Annotated in this window: 17 protein-coding genes and 1 pseudogene; 13 read left to right on the top strand and 5 right to left on the bottom strand. The window is 63.0% G+C overall.

The annotated features are described in order from the left end of the window. Positions 1-42: 42 nt before the first annotated feature. Positions 43-465 carry a metallopeptidase family protein gene (locus NKI01_RS04935; protein WP_023721935.1) on the top strand — a complete coding sequence of 141 codons (423 nt, stop codon included), beginning with the start codon at positions 43-45 and terminating at the stop codon, positions 463-465. A gap of 87 nt (positions 466-552) precedes the next feature. On the opposite strand, the gene NKI01_RS04930 is transcribed toward NKI01_RS04935, so the two are convergent. Both NKI01_RS04930 and NKI01_RS04925 read right to left on the bottom strand, forming a co-directional pair. Continuing rightward, complete coding sequence (locus NKI01_RS04930) at positions 553-759, bottom strand: DUF1737 domain-containing protein (RefSeq protein WP_023721934.1); 207 nt, start codon at positions 757-759, stop codon at positions 553-555. A gap of 24 nt (positions 760-783) precedes the next feature. Continuing rightward, positions 784-1,665 carry an HpcH/HpaI aldolase/citrate lyase family protein gene (locus NKI01_RS04925; RefSeq protein ID WP_352962077.1) on the bottom strand — a complete coding sequence of 294 codons (882 nt, stop codon included), beginning with the start codon at positions 1,663-1,665 and terminating at the stop codon, positions 784-786. 278 nt (positions 1,666-1,943) lie between these two features. Here NKI01_RS04925 and NKI01_RS04920 point away from each other — a divergent pair, with 278 nt between their 5' ends. From NKI01_RS04920 to NKI01_RS04890, 7 genes and pseudogenes are all read left to right on the top strand, one after another. Beyond that, complete coding sequence (locus NKI01_RS04920; RefSeq protein ID WP_352962074.1) at positions 1,944-3,497, top strand: DUF4153 domain-containing protein; 1,554 nt, start codon at positions 1,944-1,946, stop codon at positions 3,495-3,497. Positions 3,498-3,501: 4 nt separating this feature from the next. After that, positions 3,502-4,194 carry a response regulator transcription factor gene (locus NKI01_RS04915; protein WP_352481091.1) on the top strand — a complete coding sequence of 231 codons (693 nt, stop codon included), beginning with the start codon at positions 3,502-3,504 and terminating at the stop codon, positions 4,192-4,194. A 74-nt stretch (positions 4,195-4,268) separates the two neighbouring features. Next, a complete protein-coding gene (locus NKI01_RS04910; protein ID WP_502899421.1) occupies positions 4,269-5,768 on the top strand; it encodes an ATP-binding protein in 1,500 nt (499 codons plus the stop codon). 31 nt (positions 5,769-5,799) lie between these two features. Continuing rightward, positions 5,800-6,966, top strand: a complete 1,167-nt coding sequence (locus NKI01_RS04905; protein WP_352962068.1) for an NAD(P)/FAD-dependent oxidoreductase — start codon at positions 5,800-5,802, stop codon at positions 6,964-6,966. A 390-nt stretch (positions 6,967-7,356) separates the two neighbouring features. Beyond that, a complete protein-coding gene (locus tag NKI01_RS04900; protein ID WP_352962065.1) occupies positions 7,357-7,572 on the top strand; it encodes a hypothetical protein in 216 nt (71 codons plus the stop codon). Positions 7,573-7,807: 235 nt separating this feature from the next. After that, the gene (locus NKI01_RS04895; protein ID WP_352481087.1) at positions 7,808-8,683 is read left to right on the top strand and encodes an MBL fold metallo-hydrolase; all 876 of its coding nucleotides are present in this window, start codon (positions 7,808-7,810) and stop codon (positions 8,681-8,683) included. 58 nt (positions 8,684-8,741) lie between these two features. Beyond that, a pseudogene (locus NKI01_RS04890) lies at positions 8,742-8,907 on the top strand (IS630 family transposase); the annotation flags it as partial. Positions 8,908-8,923: 16 nt separating this feature from the next. Here NKI01_RS04890 and NKI01_RS04885 read toward each other — a convergent pair. After that, positions 8,924-9,349, bottom strand: a complete 426-nt coding sequence (locus NKI01_RS04885; protein ID WP_352496013.1) for a GNAT family N-acetyltransferase — start codon at positions 9,347-9,349, stop codon at positions 8,924-8,926. A gap of 166 nt (positions 9,350-9,515) precedes the next feature. On the opposite strand from NKI01_RS04885, the gene leuD reads away from it, so the two are divergent. The 5 genes from leuD to leuB all read left to right on the top strand — a co-directional run bounded on the left by leuD (position 9,516) and on the right by leuB (position 13,281). Further along, positions 9,516-10,121, top strand: coding sequence for a 3-isopropylmalate dehydratase small subunit (leuD, locus tag NKI01_RS04880; RefSeq protein ID WP_023721924.1), 606 nt, complete (start codon positions 9,516-9,518; stop codon positions 10,119-10,121). Between the two features lie 60 nt (positions 10,122-10,181). After that, positions 10,182-11,111, top strand: a complete 930-nt coding sequence (locus tag NKI01_RS04875; protein ID WP_352516119.1) for an Ivy family c-type lysozyme inhibitor — start codon at positions 10,182-10,184, stop codon at positions 11,109-11,111. 148 nt (positions 11,112-11,259) lie between these two features. Beyond that, complete coding sequence (locus tag NKI01_RS04870) at positions 11,260-11,643, top strand: RidA family protein (RefSeq protein ID WP_352495997.1); 384 nt, start codon at positions 11,260-11,262, stop codon at positions 11,641-11,643. Between the two features lie 51 nt (positions 11,644-11,694). Continuing rightward, positions 11,695-12,045, top strand: coding sequence for a VOC family protein (locus NKI01_RS04865; protein WP_352496012.1), 351 nt, complete (start codon positions 11,695-11,697; stop codon positions 12,043-12,045). A 132-nt stretch (positions 12,046-12,177) separates the two neighbouring features. Continuing rightward, positions 12,178-13,281, top strand: coding sequence for a 3-isopropylmalate dehydrogenase (leuB, locus tag NKI01_RS04860; RefSeq protein ID WP_352495996.1), 1,104 nt, complete (start codon positions 12,178-12,180; stop codon positions 13,279-13,281). Positions 13,282-13,339: 58 nt separating this feature from the next. On the opposite strand, the gene NKI01_RS04855 is transcribed toward leuB, so the two are convergent. Beyond that, entirely contained in the window at positions 13,340-14,053 is a 714-nt protein-coding gene (locus NKI01_RS04855) for a DUF805 domain-containing protein (RefSeq protein WP_352481083.1), read from the bottom strand. An 88-nt stretch (positions 14,054-14,141) separates the two neighbouring features. Then, entirely contained in the window at positions 14,142-15,974 is a 1,833-nt protein-coding gene (locus NKI01_RS04850; RefSeq protein WP_352962062.1) for a DEAD/DEAH box helicase, read from the bottom strand. Between the last annotated feature and the right edge of the window lie 162 nt (positions 15,975-16,136).

Here is a 16,136-nt window from a genome sequence, read left to right as displayed (position 1 = left end):
GTCCGGCCCGAAAGCCTATATGCCGGGATCAAAGGACAAAGCATGGCTCGCATCTACCAAACACGCATCTGGCACGACCAGCTTTCGCCAACGATGGAGGAAATCGAGCTCCTGGCGCTGGAGGCCTATGCCCATCTGCCGGAGGAGTTTCGCAAGCTGACCGGCGAGATCGTCATTCAGATCGCCGAATTCCCGACCGACGAGATCATGGACGACCTTTCGCTGGAAACGCCCTTCGACCTGCTCGGCCTGTTCGAGGGGCGCGGCATCGCCGAGCGCTGGAATCCGCAGACCGGCGAAGGCCCGAACCGGATCACGCTCTACCGCCGCGCCATCCTCGACTACTGGGCCGAGAACGAGGAGACGCTGGGCGACATCGTCACCCATGTGCTGATCCATGAGATCGGTCACCATTTCGGCCTGTCGGACGATGATATGGAGAAGATCGAAGAGGCAGCGGAGTGACGTCGTTTTGACTGGAGAGCGCAGCGTTCCTTCGCGCCAGCGTCCAGAAGTGTCCCGCATTCGCGGGCACCCGAAGCGATGTCAGCGCTACCAGTCGCTGAGCTTGGTGTCGGGGCCGTATTCCTGGCCTTCGATGTCCTTCACCACCGCCTGGCCGCAGCGCATGGTCTTGGCATTCTTGTCATAGGCATAGGTCGGCGAGCCGAACAGGTGCCAGCCCTTGTTGAGCGCCGCCGTCACCTTGTGGCAGAAGCTGGCGTCGTCCGGGCCGGACAAAAAGCGGTAGAGTTTCATTTTCAATCCCGTCGTGAGTTGCAATCATGCGCGAACAGCGGCGGCCTTCGCCAGCAGTTTTTCGGCCTGCGCCAGATGCAGCCGCTCGACCATCTTTCCGTTCAGCGCAATCACCGCCTTGCCGGTATTTTCGGCAAGCGCGAAGGCATCCTTGATCGCGCCCGCCTCGGCTATCGCTTCAGGCGACGGCGCAAAGGCCCGGTTTGCGGCCTCGATCTGGGCCGGATGGATCAGCGATTTGCCGTCGAAGCCCATGGCGGCCGCTTCCGTGCACTCGCGCGCAAACCCGTCCATATCGCTAAAATCATTGAAGACGCCGTCGAGCAGGTCGAGGCTGCCGGCGCGCGCGGCGAGCACCATCTGCATCAGCCACGGCACGAGATAGCGCCGGTCGGGCGTGGTGAGAATTCCGGTGTCCTTGACCAGATCATTCGTTCCGGCAACGAAACAAACCAGTCGAGAGGCTGGGTCGCGGCCAAGCTCGGCGATCGGGCCGATGTTGAGCAGCGCCTTGGGTGTCTCCATCATCGCCCATAGCTTGACCTCGTCCGGCGCAAAATTCTCGTCGAGAACGTCACCGGCCTCGAGAATGTCGCGCGGCGTGTCGACCTTGGGCAGCAGGATGGCGTCGGGAGCGCATTTTGCCGCAGCCAGCAGATCGTCGGCGCCCCATTCGCTCGACAGCGCATTGATGCGCACAACCATCTCGCAGCGCCGGTTGGAACGGCCGGCGAAAATCCGCGCCAGTTTTTCGCGCGCGGAAAGCTTGTCGGTCGGGGCGACGGCGTCCTCGAGATCGATGACGACGGCATCGCAGGCCAGCGACCGGATCTTGGCCAATGCCTTGTCGTTCGAAGCCGGGACGTAAAGCACCGAGCGGCGCGGGCGGGAGGGTTCGGCAGTCATGTCCGATCTATGCCGCCTGCAGACGGCCGAGGCAAGCCGTGCATAAAAACTGCACGCAATTTCGGAAAATCTCCTCGTCTCCGCCCCGCTTGCCACCCGACAGAATGCGACAAGGGCGGCATGCAAGAGCAAACAAATTGCCGTTGGTCCCTGCCGTACCGGCTTCGCCGCGACAGCTGGTGGCTTGTCGATCCGCCCCCGGCAAACCTCCTCCCTTTCGTCCGCAAATCCCCGCCCAGATATTCCGGCCGCATCAAAGCGGCCGAGAAAGCCCGATCATGACAGCGTTCCTCACGCCGGCGCCGAGCTATTGCAGCCGCTTCGGCGTTGCCGTCCTGCTCGTCGCGCTGGCCGATTTTTTCTTCTATAGCCAACCGGCCGGCATCACGCTTTTCCTGTTCGGCGTTGCGATTGCCACCACGAGCATGGCTGTCCATCCTCTCGGCTCCTTCAATGATGGCAGGCCCTGGTTCAAGCCAGTTGCGCTGCTTGTGGCGCTGCTGCCGGTCGCGGAAAATGTCAGTGCGCTGTCCGTCTCGATCGGGCTGGCGGCGCTGGCCGTCTTCGCGCTTTCGCTGGCCGGGCGGTTGAAGCACGGGGTTGCCCGCATTGCCGGCCAACTCTCGCTATTCCTGCTTGCAACGCCCTTTCGGTTCGTCCTGGATTTCTTTCGCTGGCGCAAGGCGGCCCGGCAGCTTGGCCGACGGCGCGTGCGCCTTGCGACGATTGCCGTCTGGGTCATGCCGCTAAGCCTCGGCGCGGTGTTTCTCGCGCTGTTCGGCGCCGCCAATCCGGTCGTCGAATACTGGCTGTCGCTGATCGACCTAATGGCACTGCTCGAGCTCATCCAGCTGCCGCGTCTCGCCTTCTGGCTGTTCGTGCTGGTCGGCGTCTGGGCCTTTCTGCGCCCGCGCCTACCGCGCTTTCTCCGCTCCATTCCGCGTGTGCTGTCGCCTGTGCCTGTCGGCCGGGCGACGACAAAACCCGCCAAGGCGATCGAGGACATCATCTTCGGCAAGGCCGCGATTCTTCGTGCGCTGGTCGTCTTCAACATCCTTTTCGCGATGCAGACCGCGCTCGACGCCACCTATCTGTGGGGCGGCATCGCGCTTCCCGACGGGCTGACCTACGCCGCCTATGCGCATCGCGGCGCCTATCCCTTGATCATCACAGCGCTGCTCGCAGCTGGCTTCGTCCTGGCGGCGCTGCGGCCGGGCAGCACGACCTCCAGCGATCCGCTCATCCGCCGGCTGGTCTACGTCTGGGTGGCGCAGAACATCGTGCTGGTCATCTCGTCGATCCTGCGGCTCGACCTCTATATCGGCATCTACGCGCTGACCTACTGGCGCATCGCCGCCTTCGTCTGGATGGGACTGGTGGCGGCGGGCCTTGCCCTGATCATCGCCCGCATCGCGTTCGAAAAATCCAATGAATGGCTGCTTTCCGCCAATCTTCTGACGCTTTCAATGACGCTCTATGCCTGCTGCTTCGTGAACTTCGCGGCGCTGATCGCCAACTACAATGTCGAGCACTCATTCGAAATGACCGGCCAAGGCACCGAACTCGATTTCTGGTATCTGCGTACGCTCGGTCCCAGCGCCTGGCCGGCGCTCGACCGTTTCCTCCAGCATCAGGGCAGGACGAATGCGGCCAGCGTTTCCTCGTACCGCGAACTCGCCCGTTTGCTTGGGCAGGACGAGGTCCGCTACCGCGCCGGCCTAGAAAACTGGCGCGCCTGGAGCTTTCGCGACTGGCGGCGCCTTCGTGCTCTCGACACACGTATCCCGTTCGTGGTTCCTCCGATGTCCGAACCCTTCATGCCGGGCCGCTGATTTGATGCCGCACCACATACTGGTCGCCGACGACGATCCGCACATTCGCGAAATCATCTGCTTCGCGCTCGAAAAGGCCGGCATGAAGACGCTGGCGGTGCCGGACGGCGCGGCTGCCTTGCAGGCGATCGAACGCCGCGCGCCCGATCTCGTCGTGCTCGACATCGGCATGCCGGAAATGGACGGGCTGGAAGTGTGCCGGCGGCTGCGCCACACATCCGACGTGCCGGTGCTGTTCCTGTCAGCGCGGGATGAAGAGATCGACCGCATCCTCGGGCTGGAAATGGGCGGCGACGACTATGTCACCAAGCCGTTCAGCCCGCGCGAGCTGGTCGCCCGCGTCAACGTCATCCTGCGCCGCGCCCGGCCTGCGCCCGAACATGCCGACGATCGGCAATTCTCGCATGGCAGACTGGCCTTAGTGCCGGCAAGCCATACAGCCAGCTTCGACGGCAAGCCGCTGGTGCTGACGGGCATCGAATTCGCGATCCTGAAAGGGTTTTTGGCGCGTCCCGCGCATGTGCTCGGCCGCGACATGGTGATGGCTAATGCCTATGCTGCCAATATCCACGTCGCCGACCGCACCGTCGACAGCCATGTCCGCAACATCCGCGCCAAGCTGGCGGCGGTCGGCTGCGTCGATGCAATCGAGACCGTGCATGGCGTCGGCTTCCGGCTCGGCAAATGCGGCGCGTGAGCGCCCAAGAACGGATTGGCAGCAAATGGCGGCCACGGCTTGCCACGGTCGTCATTGCCATCCTGATCATGGTCATGGCACTGCCGCTGGCCGGCCTGTTCTTCTTCCGGCTGTACGAGAACCAGCTGATCCGCCAGACCGAGGCCGAGCTGATCGCGCAAGGTGCCGCCCTTGCCGCGATCTATGCGCTAGAGGTCCGTGAGGCCGGCCTTGCCCCGGAAAAGCTCGGCACACCCATGCCTCCACCCAGTACAAGGGATCGGGCTTCTGCCTACCAGCCGATCGAACCGCGCCTCGATCTTGCGTCCGACAGGATACTGCCGACCCGGCCCGCGGCCACGGCGGCCAGCGTCGATCCTGCCTTCGCGGCAATCGGCGCGCGGCTGTCGGGCATTCTTGCCGAGACGCAGAAAACCACGCTGGCCGGCTTTCGGCTGCTCGATCCCAGCGGCGTGGTCATTGCCGGCCGCGAGGAGGCCGGCCTGTCGCTCGCCGCGGTCGAAGAGGTTCGCGCAGCGCTTGCCGGCCGCTACGCCAGCGCGCTCAGGCTGCGGGTTCCCGACCAGCCATCGCCGCCGCTCTATTCGGTCAGCCGCGGCACCAAAGTCCGCGTCTTCGTCGCCATACCAGTTGCGGTCTCCGGCAAGGTCGCCGGCGTGGTCTATCTGTCGCGGACGCCGAACAACATCGTCAAGCATCTCTTTGGCGAGCGCGGCAAGGTGGCGCTGGCGGCAATCGCCATCCTCGGCGGCACGCTGCTGATCGGGCTGGTCTTCCTGCGCACCGTCAGCCGGCCGATCTATGCACTGATCGAGCGCACCGAGCGCATCGCCGCCGGCGACCGTGAGGCGAGCAGGCCGCTTGATCACCACGGCACGCGCGAAATGGCGGCGCTCTCCGCGGCCTTCCTCGACATGGCCGAAAAGCTGCATGCGCGCTCCGACAGCATCCAGACCTTCGCCACCCACGTCTCGCACGAACTCAAATCGCCGCTGACGGCGATCCAGGGGGCAGCCGAACTGCTGCGCGATTCGGGCGGCGCGATGGACGAGGCCGAGCGGCGGCGTTTTTCAGACAATATCGTCACCGATGCCGGCCGGCTCAATCTGCTGGTGCGCCGCCTGCTTGACCTTGCGCGTGCCGAAAATCTCGAGCCCAGCGGCCAAGGCACATCACTCGCTCCGGCACTGGCGCTGCTGCCGGCCGACCACAGGCTGGCGGTGCGCCTCGAGGCGGGCGCCGATATCGGCCTGCGCATATCGGCCGAAAACGCCGCGATCGTGTTGGCCAATCTCATCGACAATTCGGCGCGACACGGCGCGACGCTGGTCTCGGTCACGGCAGCAAGCGCGGATGGCAAGGCCACCATTGTGGTGGACGATGACGGCGCCGGCATTTCGCCCAGCAACCGAGGCCGCATCTTCGAGCCGTTCTTCACCACGCGCCGCGATTCCGGCGGCACCGGCATGGGCCTCGGCATCGTGCTGGCCCTCCTGAAAGCGCATGATGGCACGATCCGGCTGGTTGACTCGGCGAGCGGCACGCGCTTCGAGATCATCCTGCCGGCGGCGTGACTCGGCGGTTCAGACCGGAAGGGCGAAAAAGGTGCATTACGACATCATCATCATCGGCGGAGCCATCGTCGGCTCCTCGGTCGCCTATTATCTGCGCGAGGAAGGGTTTTCGGGCCCGATCGCGGTTGTCGAGCGCGACCCGCAATTTTCCCATGCGGCGACAACGCTGTCCTGCGCCTCCATCCGCCAGCAGTTCTCGATCCCTGAAAACATCCGGCTGTCGCAGTTCACGCTGAAACTGTTCCGGCGGTTGAAGGAAGAATTCGGGGCGGACGCCGATATCGGCTTTCGCGAAGGCGGCTATCTGATCCTTGCCGGCGAAAACGGGCTGCCTATCCTGCAGGCCAACCACGAGGCGCAGATGGCCGAGGGCGCCGACATCGTGCTCGAGGATGCCGAGGCGCTTGTTCGTCGGTTTCCGTGGCTATCGGCCGAGGGTATCAGTGCCGGGGCCTACGGCCGCAGCGGCGAGGGCTGGTTCGACGCGCATGCGATGCTGATGCTGTTCCGCAAGGCGCTGCGGACGAAGGATATCGACTTCATCACGGCGTCGGTGACCGGCATCGAGCGGCAAGGCGGCCGCGTCACCGGTGTGACCCTCGAAAATGGCGAGCGGCTTGAGGCCGGCATCGTCGTCAATGCTGCCGGGCCGAATGCCGGCAAGGTGGCAGCAATGGCCGGGCTGGCGCTGCCGGTGGAGCCGCGCAAGCGCAATGTCTTCGTCTTCGAGGCGCGCGAAAAATATGACGACATGCCGCTGCTGGTCGACCCGAGCGGCATCTATGTCCGGCCGGAAGGTTCGGTCTACATCACCGGCGGCGCCGAGCCGGAAGAGGGCGAAGGCCCCGCCGACCCCACAGATTTCGAACCCGACTGGCCGCTGTTCGAAGAGGTGATCTGGCCGGTGCTGGCGACCCGCATTCCAGCCTTCGAGGCGATCAAGCCGACGCGCGCCTGGGTCGGCCATTACGACTACAACACGCTCGACCAGAACGCGGTGATCGGTTCGCATCCCGAGGTCGGCAATTTCTTCTTCGCCAACGGTTTTTCCGGCCACGGCTTGCAGCAGGCGCCGGCGGTCGGCAAAGCGCTGGCCGAACTGATCGTCCATGGCGGCTATCGCACGGTGGATTGCTCGGCGTTTGGGTATAGCCGTGTCGCTGAGGGGCGGGCGTTTCGTGAATTGAACGTGATTTGAGGGAAGGCCGCCCAGAATAAGCCGCTCTGTCGAGTTCCCGCCCACCCCCTCTGTCCTGCCGGACAGAGGGGGGCTGTCCCGCTGATATCAAAAGTCCGCACGCTAGTAGTCAAAACCTGACGCTTGGTACCCGAAACGGAATACCGCTGCCGACTCATTTCGGACATCTAGGGCAGATACTTAAAGAGCCATGGAAAGCAGGAATTTGACTTGACCTCCACTAGTTGGAAGGCACTTTCAGTGTTGATGTTCGCAATTATCCCATTCTCTGGATGAAGCAACGACCCTGAGTCACCGGAGAACAAACGTATATACTCTGTTCTCCAGCATCAGGAGTTTGAATTACGTCAGCAGAATAATCGTGCCAATTATTTCTTTGGCAAGCGAGTAATGGATACTGAAATCAATACTATCGCCTTCCCACTCGCCAGTGAGGCGAAAGGCTATGTAGTGTTTTATGCCACGCCCGAAGAGGGTGGGTTAATTCTGTCGGTTCCGCAGCAATATGACGATATCAGTCTGACGAAGCAGACGCTTGAAGCCATCGTTGATAAAGGCCTCATCTCAAAGCCGCTTGAAATTCACCTTGCGTCACGCGCGCACTGAGCGCTTTGCCAAAAAGTACATGGTAGCGTCCGCTTTCCACCCTGAGCGGGCTTACGGCCCCGGAACCAAGCGTCAGATTTCGACCACTAGTGGTTAAGTTCTAACGCTTGGTACCCGATCGTGAGCGCGGCCACATCGCGAGCGCTCCTTCTCCTACAGGCAGAAATGTCTGACGCCATCTGGCCGCAAATGTTATCTCTAGTGATCCGTCCTCGATCGAAGAAGGATGCAGTCAGTGGATGACTGGAGAATCGGGAATATCTGGATAACCAGAATTCTGGAGATGTGCGACCCCCTGCGGACGCCGTCGGAATGGTTTCCCGACTGCACCGATGAAGCGCTCGAACCGCATCTTCATTGGCTCACGCCGCGATTAATATCGCCTGCAACCGGCCGGCTTATTCTTCCCATCCAGAGTTTTCTTGTTCGTACCGGACACCACACCATTCTGGTCGACAGTTGCGTCGGCAACGATAAGACGTTCGCATACTTCCCCCATTGGCATCGCCGCAATGACGGCACCTTTTTGGAGCGCCTGGCAAATGCAGGTGTTGCTCCCGAGCAGATCGACTATGTGCTGTGCACCCATCTTCATGTCGACCATTGCGGTTGGAACACACGATTGGTGGACGGGCGTTGGATACCGACATTCCCGAACGCCCGCTACATCATGGCGCGGCGCGAGTTCGAGGCCGCACAGGCGGCCTCCGGTGATGACGAAGATCGGACCTATGAGGACAATGTGTTGCCAATCGTCGAGGCTGGTCGGGCTGTGCTTGTCGATATGGATTATGAACTCGATGGCGAAGTGTGGCTGGAACCGACGCCGGGCCACACCCCGGGGCACGTAGCCATCGGCCTGAAATCTCGAGGCGTAGGGGCAGTGTTTTCCGGCGATCTCATGCATTGGCCGATGCAATGCATATACCCTGACTGGAGCTTTCGGTACGACACGGACCCTGACCAGGCACGTCGGACGAGATGGGCATTCCTGGAGGCTTGCTCGGACAATGGCCGCATCGTAATGACGTCGCATTTTCCCTTGCCGTCGGTGGGAACCATCTCGCGACGCCAGTCATCATTCTGGTTCGAGGATCAGCAGCCGCCGTAGTCGCCGAGGACGCCGACTGGGCGATCGCCCTCGGCCACCCGCACTTGTCGAAGCGCCGCTCAAGCGCGGCGTCTTTCACTCGGTGGTCGACCTCCAGGGCGGCAATCTACCCCTTCCTCGCCGAGCACAACCAGCAGCCCAGACCCTTCATCTGGACCGCCGACCCCGACAGGATCGCCGCCGCGGTCAAACGCGGGCACCAAACGTTAGATTCGATCCACTAGCTGGCAAGGCAACGCGTCAGCGCTTGCGGTCGAACCAGAACGCGTCGGACACGCGCTTCATGCCGATGCGCTCATAAAAGCCGACGGCGTCGGGCATGGAAATCAGGCTTATGGCAACGGAAGGCCCGAGTTGCCGGCGCGCTTCATCAAGCAGGCCCTTGCCGATGCCGAGCCCTTGCGCCGATTTGCAAACGGCGAGCTCGGAAACGTAACAGACCCACGAGAAATCGGTAACACCGCGGGCAACACCGACCAGCGGCTTGCCTTCTGTATCGAGACGCGCGGTGAGCACCAAATTGGCCCCTGACAGCATCGCGTTCAATCGGGTGTCGTCATCGACGGGGCGATTGGCGCCGAGGCCGGATTCCACCAGAACGCGGCGGAACTCGGCGATGCCGAGACCCGGTTCGCTGGCGTAGAGGACCTTGGATCGCGTTGTCATGTCGACAAAAGTGCACCATGGGCCGGTGGTTTTGAAGCTGTTTTGTACCGATCTTGCGTTTCGATCGACGACGGAGGTCCAAAAACAGCCGCCTTTTATTTGCCCGCGGCTTTGTGTAAACCGGGCGCCAGCAATTTCCCGCAACAAGAAGAAGACGGGCAAGGACATGGAAAAATTCACCAAGCTCACCGGCGTCGCCGCGCCGATGCCGATCGTCAATGTCGACACCGACATGATCATCCCCAAGGATTATCTCAAGACGATCAAGCGCACCGGACTCGGCACCGGCCTGTTCGCCGAAATGCGCTACAAGGACGATGGTTCGGAAAACCCGGACTTCGTGCTCAACAAGCCGGCCTACCGCAAGGCGCAGATCCTGGTCGCCGGCGATAATTTCGGCTGCGGCTCGAGCCGGGAACATGCGCCGTGGGCGCTGCTCGATTTCGGCATCCGTTGCGTCATCTCGACCTCGTTCGCCGACATTTTCTACAACAATTGCTTCAAGAACGGCATCCTGCCGATCACCGTCAGCCCGGAAGATCTTGAGAAACTGATGGACGATGCTTCGCGCGGTTCGAACGCGACGCTGTCGGTCGATCTGGAGGCCAAGGAAATCCGTGGGCCTGACGGCGGCGTGGTCAAGTTCGACCTCGACGAGTTCAAGCGCCATTGCCTGCTCAACGGGCTCGACGATATCGGCCTGACCATGGAAAAAGCCGGCGCCATCGCTTCGTTCGAGAAGAGGAACGCCGCTGAGCGCCCCTGGGCCTGAGCGGTACGATGCCCCGGCCGCGACAGGCCGGGTTCGTGGCGGCTGAACGGAGGGACAGTCATGACACGTTCGCTTCTTGTCGGCGCCTGCGCGCTGGCGTGGATTCTGATGCCGGTGGCTGGCGCGCATGCACAGACCGACATGGTGCTCGTGCCGGCTGACGATGCGCCCGGCAGGGCCGCCGACCAGGGCGCGTTGAGCAATGCGGCCCTAGCCGACAATGACAAACAGGCGCCGATCCCGTTCGAGGGCGGCCAACTGACCATCACCCAGGAGGAAGAGTACGGGGAACGGGTGCTCGCCTTCGACGGCAAGGAACTGGCGCGCAATTACGACGTCTTCTTCGACAAGATCGTCGAGGTCGGCGGCGTCAAGGTGGCGCTGATCGATGTCGGCGACGGCGGCAATCAATGCGGCCCGGCCAAGGTGATCGTGTGGAAGCCGGAAGGCGGCACGATCCAGACGGTCACGGTCGAGCAGGACGAATGCGGCGCGCCGCCGACCGCGATCTCCGACAGCGCCATCTATTTCGTGCCCTATCTGCTGCCGGGCGATTCCAAGCCGGCGCTGCAATGGTCGCCGACAGCCGGACTGATGACTTCCGGCAATCTCACCTACATGCCGGAGCCGGGCACCGACTGGAAAGACGTCGATCCGTCGAAATACGACAACATCATCGACGCCTTCCACAACGAGGCTGTCTACAAGCAAGCGGAGACGCTGCTTGGCAAGGACATGCCCGACATGGCGACCAGCCTGCTGGTCGGCGGCGGCACGGAAAAAACCGCGTCGGGTGCCTTCTTTGCCAGCGGCTGCGTGCCGCATGATTGCGGCGGCAATGACGGCTTCATGGCGGTCGACCCGGTCAAGCACAAGCTCTATTTCGCCCGCCGCGGCGACAAGCCCGAGCCGGACGCGTGGCCAGCGGTGAGTACATGGCCGGCCGACGTCAAGGAAGCGCTGGACAAGGCGCTGGGGTCGGCGAATTAGGTACTTTTGCAAAGCGCAGTGACCACCACGCCTTGGACGAGAGGGCTTTGTCGAGGCGGGAGACTCATAACAACCGTCAGTTCTATCTGGCCCATGGCGGGATCGGCTCGTTCCCTGCAAGATATCCGCGACGATTTGCGGAGGACCCATGCGAAAACTGATCTCCACCGGTTCGCCCTTCGAAAAGACCGCCGGCTATTCGCGCGCCGTGGTGCAGGGCGACTGGTGTTTCGTGTCCGGAACGACCGGCTACGATTATGCGACCATGTCGATGCCGGAGACCGTGGAGGCACAAACGCGCAATTGCCTGACGACGATCGCCAAGGCGTTGCGAGATGGCGGCTTCGAAATGGCTGACGTGGTGCGGGCACATTACTACATCACCGATGCGGCTTTCGTAGATGTGGTGTTCCCGATCCTCGGCGAGGCGTTTGGCGAGATCAGGCCGGCAGCGACGATGATCGTGTGCCAGCTCAACAAGCCGGAAATGAAGATCGAGATCGAGGTGACGGCGCTGCGGCGCACAGCCTGATACCTGTCACGGTTGTGACAACGATACGGTTAGCACGAGGATCGGCCCATGGTGAAGGTCAGACGCATCGTTGCAAACATAGACACGCAGGATATCGCGGCGGCAAAACCCTTCTATCGGGATGTGCTCGGCCTCGATCTCAAGATGGATATGGGCTGGATCGCTACCTATGGCTCGCAAGAGACGATGTCCGTACAGGTCAGTTTCATGGCCGAAGGGGGATCAGGAACGCCGGTGCCGGACATCTCTATCGAAGTCGACGACGTCGATGCCGCGCTTGAAAGCATGAGGACGGCCGGCTTTGCCATCGAATACGGTCCGGCGGACGAACCCTGGGGCGTGCGGCGCTTCTTCGTGCGCGACCCGTTCGGCAGGCTGGTCAATATCCTTTCGCATCTGTAGGCGTTTTGTCTTGAGCATCGGATTTTCCCAAAACCGGTTTCCACTTTGAGTCCGATGCTCTGAACCGCAGGCTTGCGCGCCGGCTGCTTGGCGTTTAGCAAGGCCGCGGCTCACGACACAGGACGGTTCCACATGGCTTCGAAAAATCTTCTCCTGCTTGCCGGCGATGGCATCGGCCCCGAGGCGATGGCCGAGGTGAAGAAGCTGATCGCCGCTATGAACGACAAGCTCGGCAGCGATTTCGTCACCGATGAGGGCCTTGTCGGCGGCTGCGCTTACGACGCACATGGCGCGGCGATTTCCGATGCCGACATGGCCAAGGCAATGGCGGCGGACGCGGTGCTGTTTGGCGCCGTCGGCGGACCGAAATGGGATGCCGTGCCTTACGAGGTGCGCCCGGAGGCGGGTCTGCTGCGGCTGCGCAAGGACATGGAGCTGTTCGCCAATCTTCGACCCGCCATTTGCTATCCGGCGCTGGCGGCGTCCTCCTCGCTCAAGCAGGAGGTGGTCGAGGGGCTCGATATCCTCATCGTGCGCGAGCTCACCGGCGGCGTCTATTTCGGTGAGCCGAAGCAGATCATCGATCTCGGCAACGGCCAGAAGCGCGGTATCGACACCCAGGTCTACGATACTTTCGAGATCGAGCGCATTTCGGGCGTTGCCTTCGAATTGGCACGCACGCGCAAGAACCACGTCACCTCGATGGAAAAGCGCAATGTGATGAAATCGGGCGTGCTGTGGAACGAGGTCGTCAGCCAGACGCAAAAGGCCAGGTATGCCGACGTCAAGCTCGACCATATGCTCGCCGATGCCGGCGGCATGCAGCTGGTGCGCTGGCCCAAGCAGTTCGATGTCATCGTCACCGACAATCTGTTCGGCGACATGCTGTCCGACATCGCCGCCATGCTGACCGGCTCGATCGGCATGCTGCCGTCGGCCTCGCTCGGCGCGCCGGATGCCAAGACAAAAAAGCGCAAGGCGCTCTACGAGCCGGTGCATGGCTCGGCGCCCGACATCGCCGGCAAGGGCATCGCCAATCCGATCGCCATGATCGCCTCCTTCGCCATGTGCATGCGCTATTCCTTCGGCATGGTGACTGAAGCCGACAAGCTCGAAGGTGCGATCGCCGCCGTGCTCGACGACGGCCTGCGCACCAGGGATATTCATTCGCCGGGGATGACCGAGGTCGGCACCGCTGAGATGGGCGACGCGATCATCGCCAAGTTCCTGGGCTGATCCTGTGTAGGTCGACGTCCGCTGGGCGACTGCCGCCGATGCGGCGGCACTCCCGCGGTTAGATTTGGACACCCGCCGGCACCGGACCCCACTGGTTTTCACGCGGCTGGGTCGGGATCAGCGCAAAGATCAGGATGATCACGGTGCCGAAGGTCGGGATCAGGAAAAGCAGGAAGAGCCAGCCGGTCAGGCCGATATCGTGCAGGCGGCGCACGTTGAGCCCGAACCACGGCAGGGCTGTCGCCAGCAGGAAGAGGCCGCAAAGGCCGACCGTCACTGCCGGCAATTCACTGTTGTCGAGATTGCCCATGGCGTCGTCGATGAAGACGCCGAATCCTATCGCCACGATCAGCGCGATCGTCCAGAACAGGCAATAGCCCCAATATTCCTTGCGGCGGGCACGGCCGGCGAAGTTGAAATAATTTTCGGTCAGGCCACGCGAGAAGTAGCTCCACAGGCCGGTGGATTCGGCGGTTTGATTTTCAGCGGAACGGCCGAAATGTTGCGGCTGACGTGCCGCGGGCGCATTGCCGGCCTGAGATGGGGCGGCGGTTGCAGCGGAGGCACGGGCGGGTGCACTGGCAGGTTGGGCGTGGATCGAAAAAACATCGCGTGCCCGTCCGCCAGCCGGCTGGAATTCGACGGTCGTGCCTCCGGCAACCGACGCTTGGCGGCGCAAGTCCTCGCGCGCGAAGCTGTAGCGGTTGCCATCGGCCCCGGTAATGAAACCGAAGGCCTGGTCCTCGTCATAGTGAAGAACTTCGCCGCGCATGTCCTGCCCACCCCATTGCCCTGCCCCAGACTGTGCAAAGTTCCGGTAGACCGCAAGGGGCGTGCGCGAAATGGAAGGGGCAGGCTATTCACCCCGGCCGTTTCTTCGATTTCTTGTGTTTCGCCGGTCCGCCTTCGAATTTCGCCTTGGTCGGTTTGCCGGCCCAGGGCTTTGCCTCGAATGCCGGGCGCTGGTCAGCCGGTGCGCGCTTCTCGAATTTGGGCGCGTTCTGATCGAATGTCCGCTTGCCGCGGTGCGGCTTCTTGTCGGGGCGCGGCTCCTGATAGCCGGCCCGCGACAAATCCGGCGTGCCGTCCAGCCGCTTGACCGCGATGTTGCCCTGCAGCTTGCGGTCGGGGCCGATCGCGGCGAGGAAGCGCTCGGCCCAGTCCGCCGCGATCTGCACGAAGGTTTCTTCCGGCTGCATCTTGATGGCGCCGATCTCGCGCTTGGAGATGCCGCCTGTCCGGCACAGCATCGGGATCAGCCAGCGCGGCTCGGCATTCTGCCGGCGTCCGACCGACAGCGAGAACCAGACGCTGTCGCCGAAATCGTCGCGGCGGCTCGGTGCCTCGTCCCGGCGCGCAAATTTTTCGCCCGACGGCGTGAACGGTGCGACGTCGAGAAGATCCTCCGGCGCCGAGCGGCTGGAGCGGCACATCCGTACGAAGGCTGCGGCGACCTGTTCGGGTCCGTGCTGATCGAGAAGCGCCTGGACGAAGCCTCGCTCCTCATCCTTCATAGGCTCGCTGAGGACCGGGTCGGCGAGAATGCGCTCGTCATCGCGCCGGATCACGTCGTCGGCCGAGGGCGGGCTCGCCCAGGTCGCCGCAAGGCCGGCACTCTGCAGCAGCCGCTCGGTGCGTTTGCGGGCATTGTTGGGCACGATCAGCGCGCTGACGCCCTTGCGCCCCGCCCGTCCCGTTCGCCCGCTTCGGTGCAGAAGCGTCTCCGGGTTGGTCGGCAAGTCGGCATGGATCACCAGCTCGAGGTTGGGCAGGTCGATGCCACGCGCCGCGACGTCAGTGGCGATGCAGACCTTGGCGCGGCCGTCGCGCATCGCCTGCAGCGCGTGGCTGCGCTCGTTCTGGCTCAGCTCGCCGGACAGTGCCACGACGGAAAAGTTGCGGTTGTTGAAGCGCGCTGTCAGGTGATTGACGGCGGCACGCGTGTTGCAGAACACCAGCGCGTTCTTCGCCTCATAGTACCGCAGCACGTTGATGATGGCGTTTTCGCGGTCGGCCTGCGCGACGCCCAGCGCCCGGTATTCGATGTCGAGATGCTGCTTCTCCTCGCCCGAGGCCGAGATGCGCACGGCATCGCGCTGGTAGCCCTTGGCCAGCGTGGCGATGGAGCGCGGCACGGTCGCGGAAAACATCAACGTGCGGCGCTCGGCAGGGGCGGCGTCGAGGATGAATTCCAGGTCCTCGCGAAAGCCGAGATCGAGCATCTCGTCGGCCTCGTCGAGCACGACTGCCTTGAGCGCCGACATGTCGAGAGAATTGCGGGTGATGTGGTCGCGCAGGCGGCCGGGCGTGCCGACGACGATATGGGCGCCACGCTCCAGCGCGCGTCGCTCGGTGCGCATGTCCATGCCGCCGACGCAGGACGACACCGTGGCGCCTGTCAGCTCGTAGAGCCATTCCAGCTCGCGCGTCACCTGCAGGGCCAGCTCCCGTGTCGGCGCCACGGCCAGCGCCAGGGGTGCCGCCGCGTGGGAAAAGCGCTCGGCGCCGTCGAGCAGCGTCGGCGCCAAGGCCAGTCCGAAAGCGACGGTCTTGCCGGAGCCGGTCTGGGCTGAAACCAGCGCATCGGCCTGACCGAGCTCAAGAACCGCTTTCTGCACCGGTGTCAGCTCGACATAGCCGCGTTTTTCCAGCGCCTTTGCCAGCGCGGGGACAATAGCTTCGAAGTTGGACATATGCTTCTTTCGAAATTCGGATTCTTAAATGCCCGGCGACGGGTCTGATGTCGGCAAGCGCCACGACGGGCGCCACGAGCCAAACGATGCCCGTTCGTACTTCGTGCCGCCCTCATTGTACAGGGCGGGCGATCCGCCTGGTTGCGATTGACTCCTTACGCA

The sequence above is a fragment of the Mesorhizobium sp. M0815 genome (assembly GCF_040319995.1).
Classification (GTDB): domain Bacteria; phylum Pseudomonadota; class Alphaproteobacteria; order Rhizobiales; family Rhizobiaceae; genus Mesorhizobium.
Note: the sequence above shows the minus strand (reverse complement) of the source record. Positions and strands in the feature narration are given on the sequence as shown.

Bases quoted from the DNA above. Each gene is read 5' to 3' on its own strand.
- NKI01_RS04875 (WP_352516119.1), top strand. From the start codon at position 10,182: ATGACACGTTCGCTTCTTGTCGGCGCCTGCGCGCTGGCGTGGATTCTG.
- NKI01_RS04885 (WP_352496013.1), bottom strand. From the start codon at position 9,349: ATGACAACGCGATCCAAGGTCCTCTACGCCAGCGAACCGGGTCTCGGC.
- NKI01_RS04850 (WP_352962062.1), bottom strand. From the start codon at position 15,974: ATGTCCAACTTCGAAGCTATTGTCCCCGCGCTGGCAAAGGCGCTGGAA.
- NKI01_RS04855 (WP_352481083.1), bottom strand. From the start codon at position 14,053: ATGCGCGGCGAAGTTCTTCACTATGACGAGGACCAGGCCTTCGGTTTC.
- NKI01_RS04870 (WP_352495997.1), top strand. From the start codon at position 11,260: ATGCGAAAACTGATCTCCACCGGTTCGCCCTTCGAAAAGACCGCCGGC.
- NKI01_RS04915 (WP_352481091.1), top strand. From the start codon at position 3,502: ATGCCGCACCACATACTGGTCGCCGACGACGATCCGCACATTCGCGAA.
- leuD (WP_023721924.1), top strand. From the start codon at position 9,516: ATGGAAAAATTCACCAAGCTCACCGGCGTCGCCGCGCCGATGCCGATC.
- NKI01_RS04910 (WP_502899421.1), top strand. From the start codon at position 4,269: ATGGCACTGCCGCTGGCCGGCCTGTTCTTCTTCCGGCTGTACGAGAAC.
- NKI01_RS04925 (WP_352962077.1), bottom strand. From the start codon at position 1,665: ATGACTGCCGAACCCTCCCGCCCGCGCCGCTCGGTGCTTTACGTCCCG.
- NKI01_RS04920 (WP_352962074.1), top strand. From the start codon at position 1,944: ATGACAGCGTTCCTCACGCCGGCGCCGAGCTATTGCAGCCGCTTCGGC.
- NKI01_RS04900 (WP_352962065.1), top strand. From the start codon at position 7,357: ATGGATACTGAAATCAATACTATCGCCTTCCCACTCGCCAGTGAGGCG.
- NKI01_RS04935 (WP_023721935.1), top strand. From the start codon at position 43: ATGGCTCGCATCTACCAAACACGCATCTGGCACGACCAGCTTTCGCCA.
- NKI01_RS04930 (WP_023721934.1), bottom strand. From the start codon at position 759: ATGAAACTCTACCGCTTTTTGTCCGGCCCGGACGACGCCAGCTTCTGC.
- leuB (WP_352495996.1), top strand. From the start codon at position 12,178: ATGGCTTCGAAAAATCTTCTCCTGCTTGCCGGCGATGGCATCGGCCCC.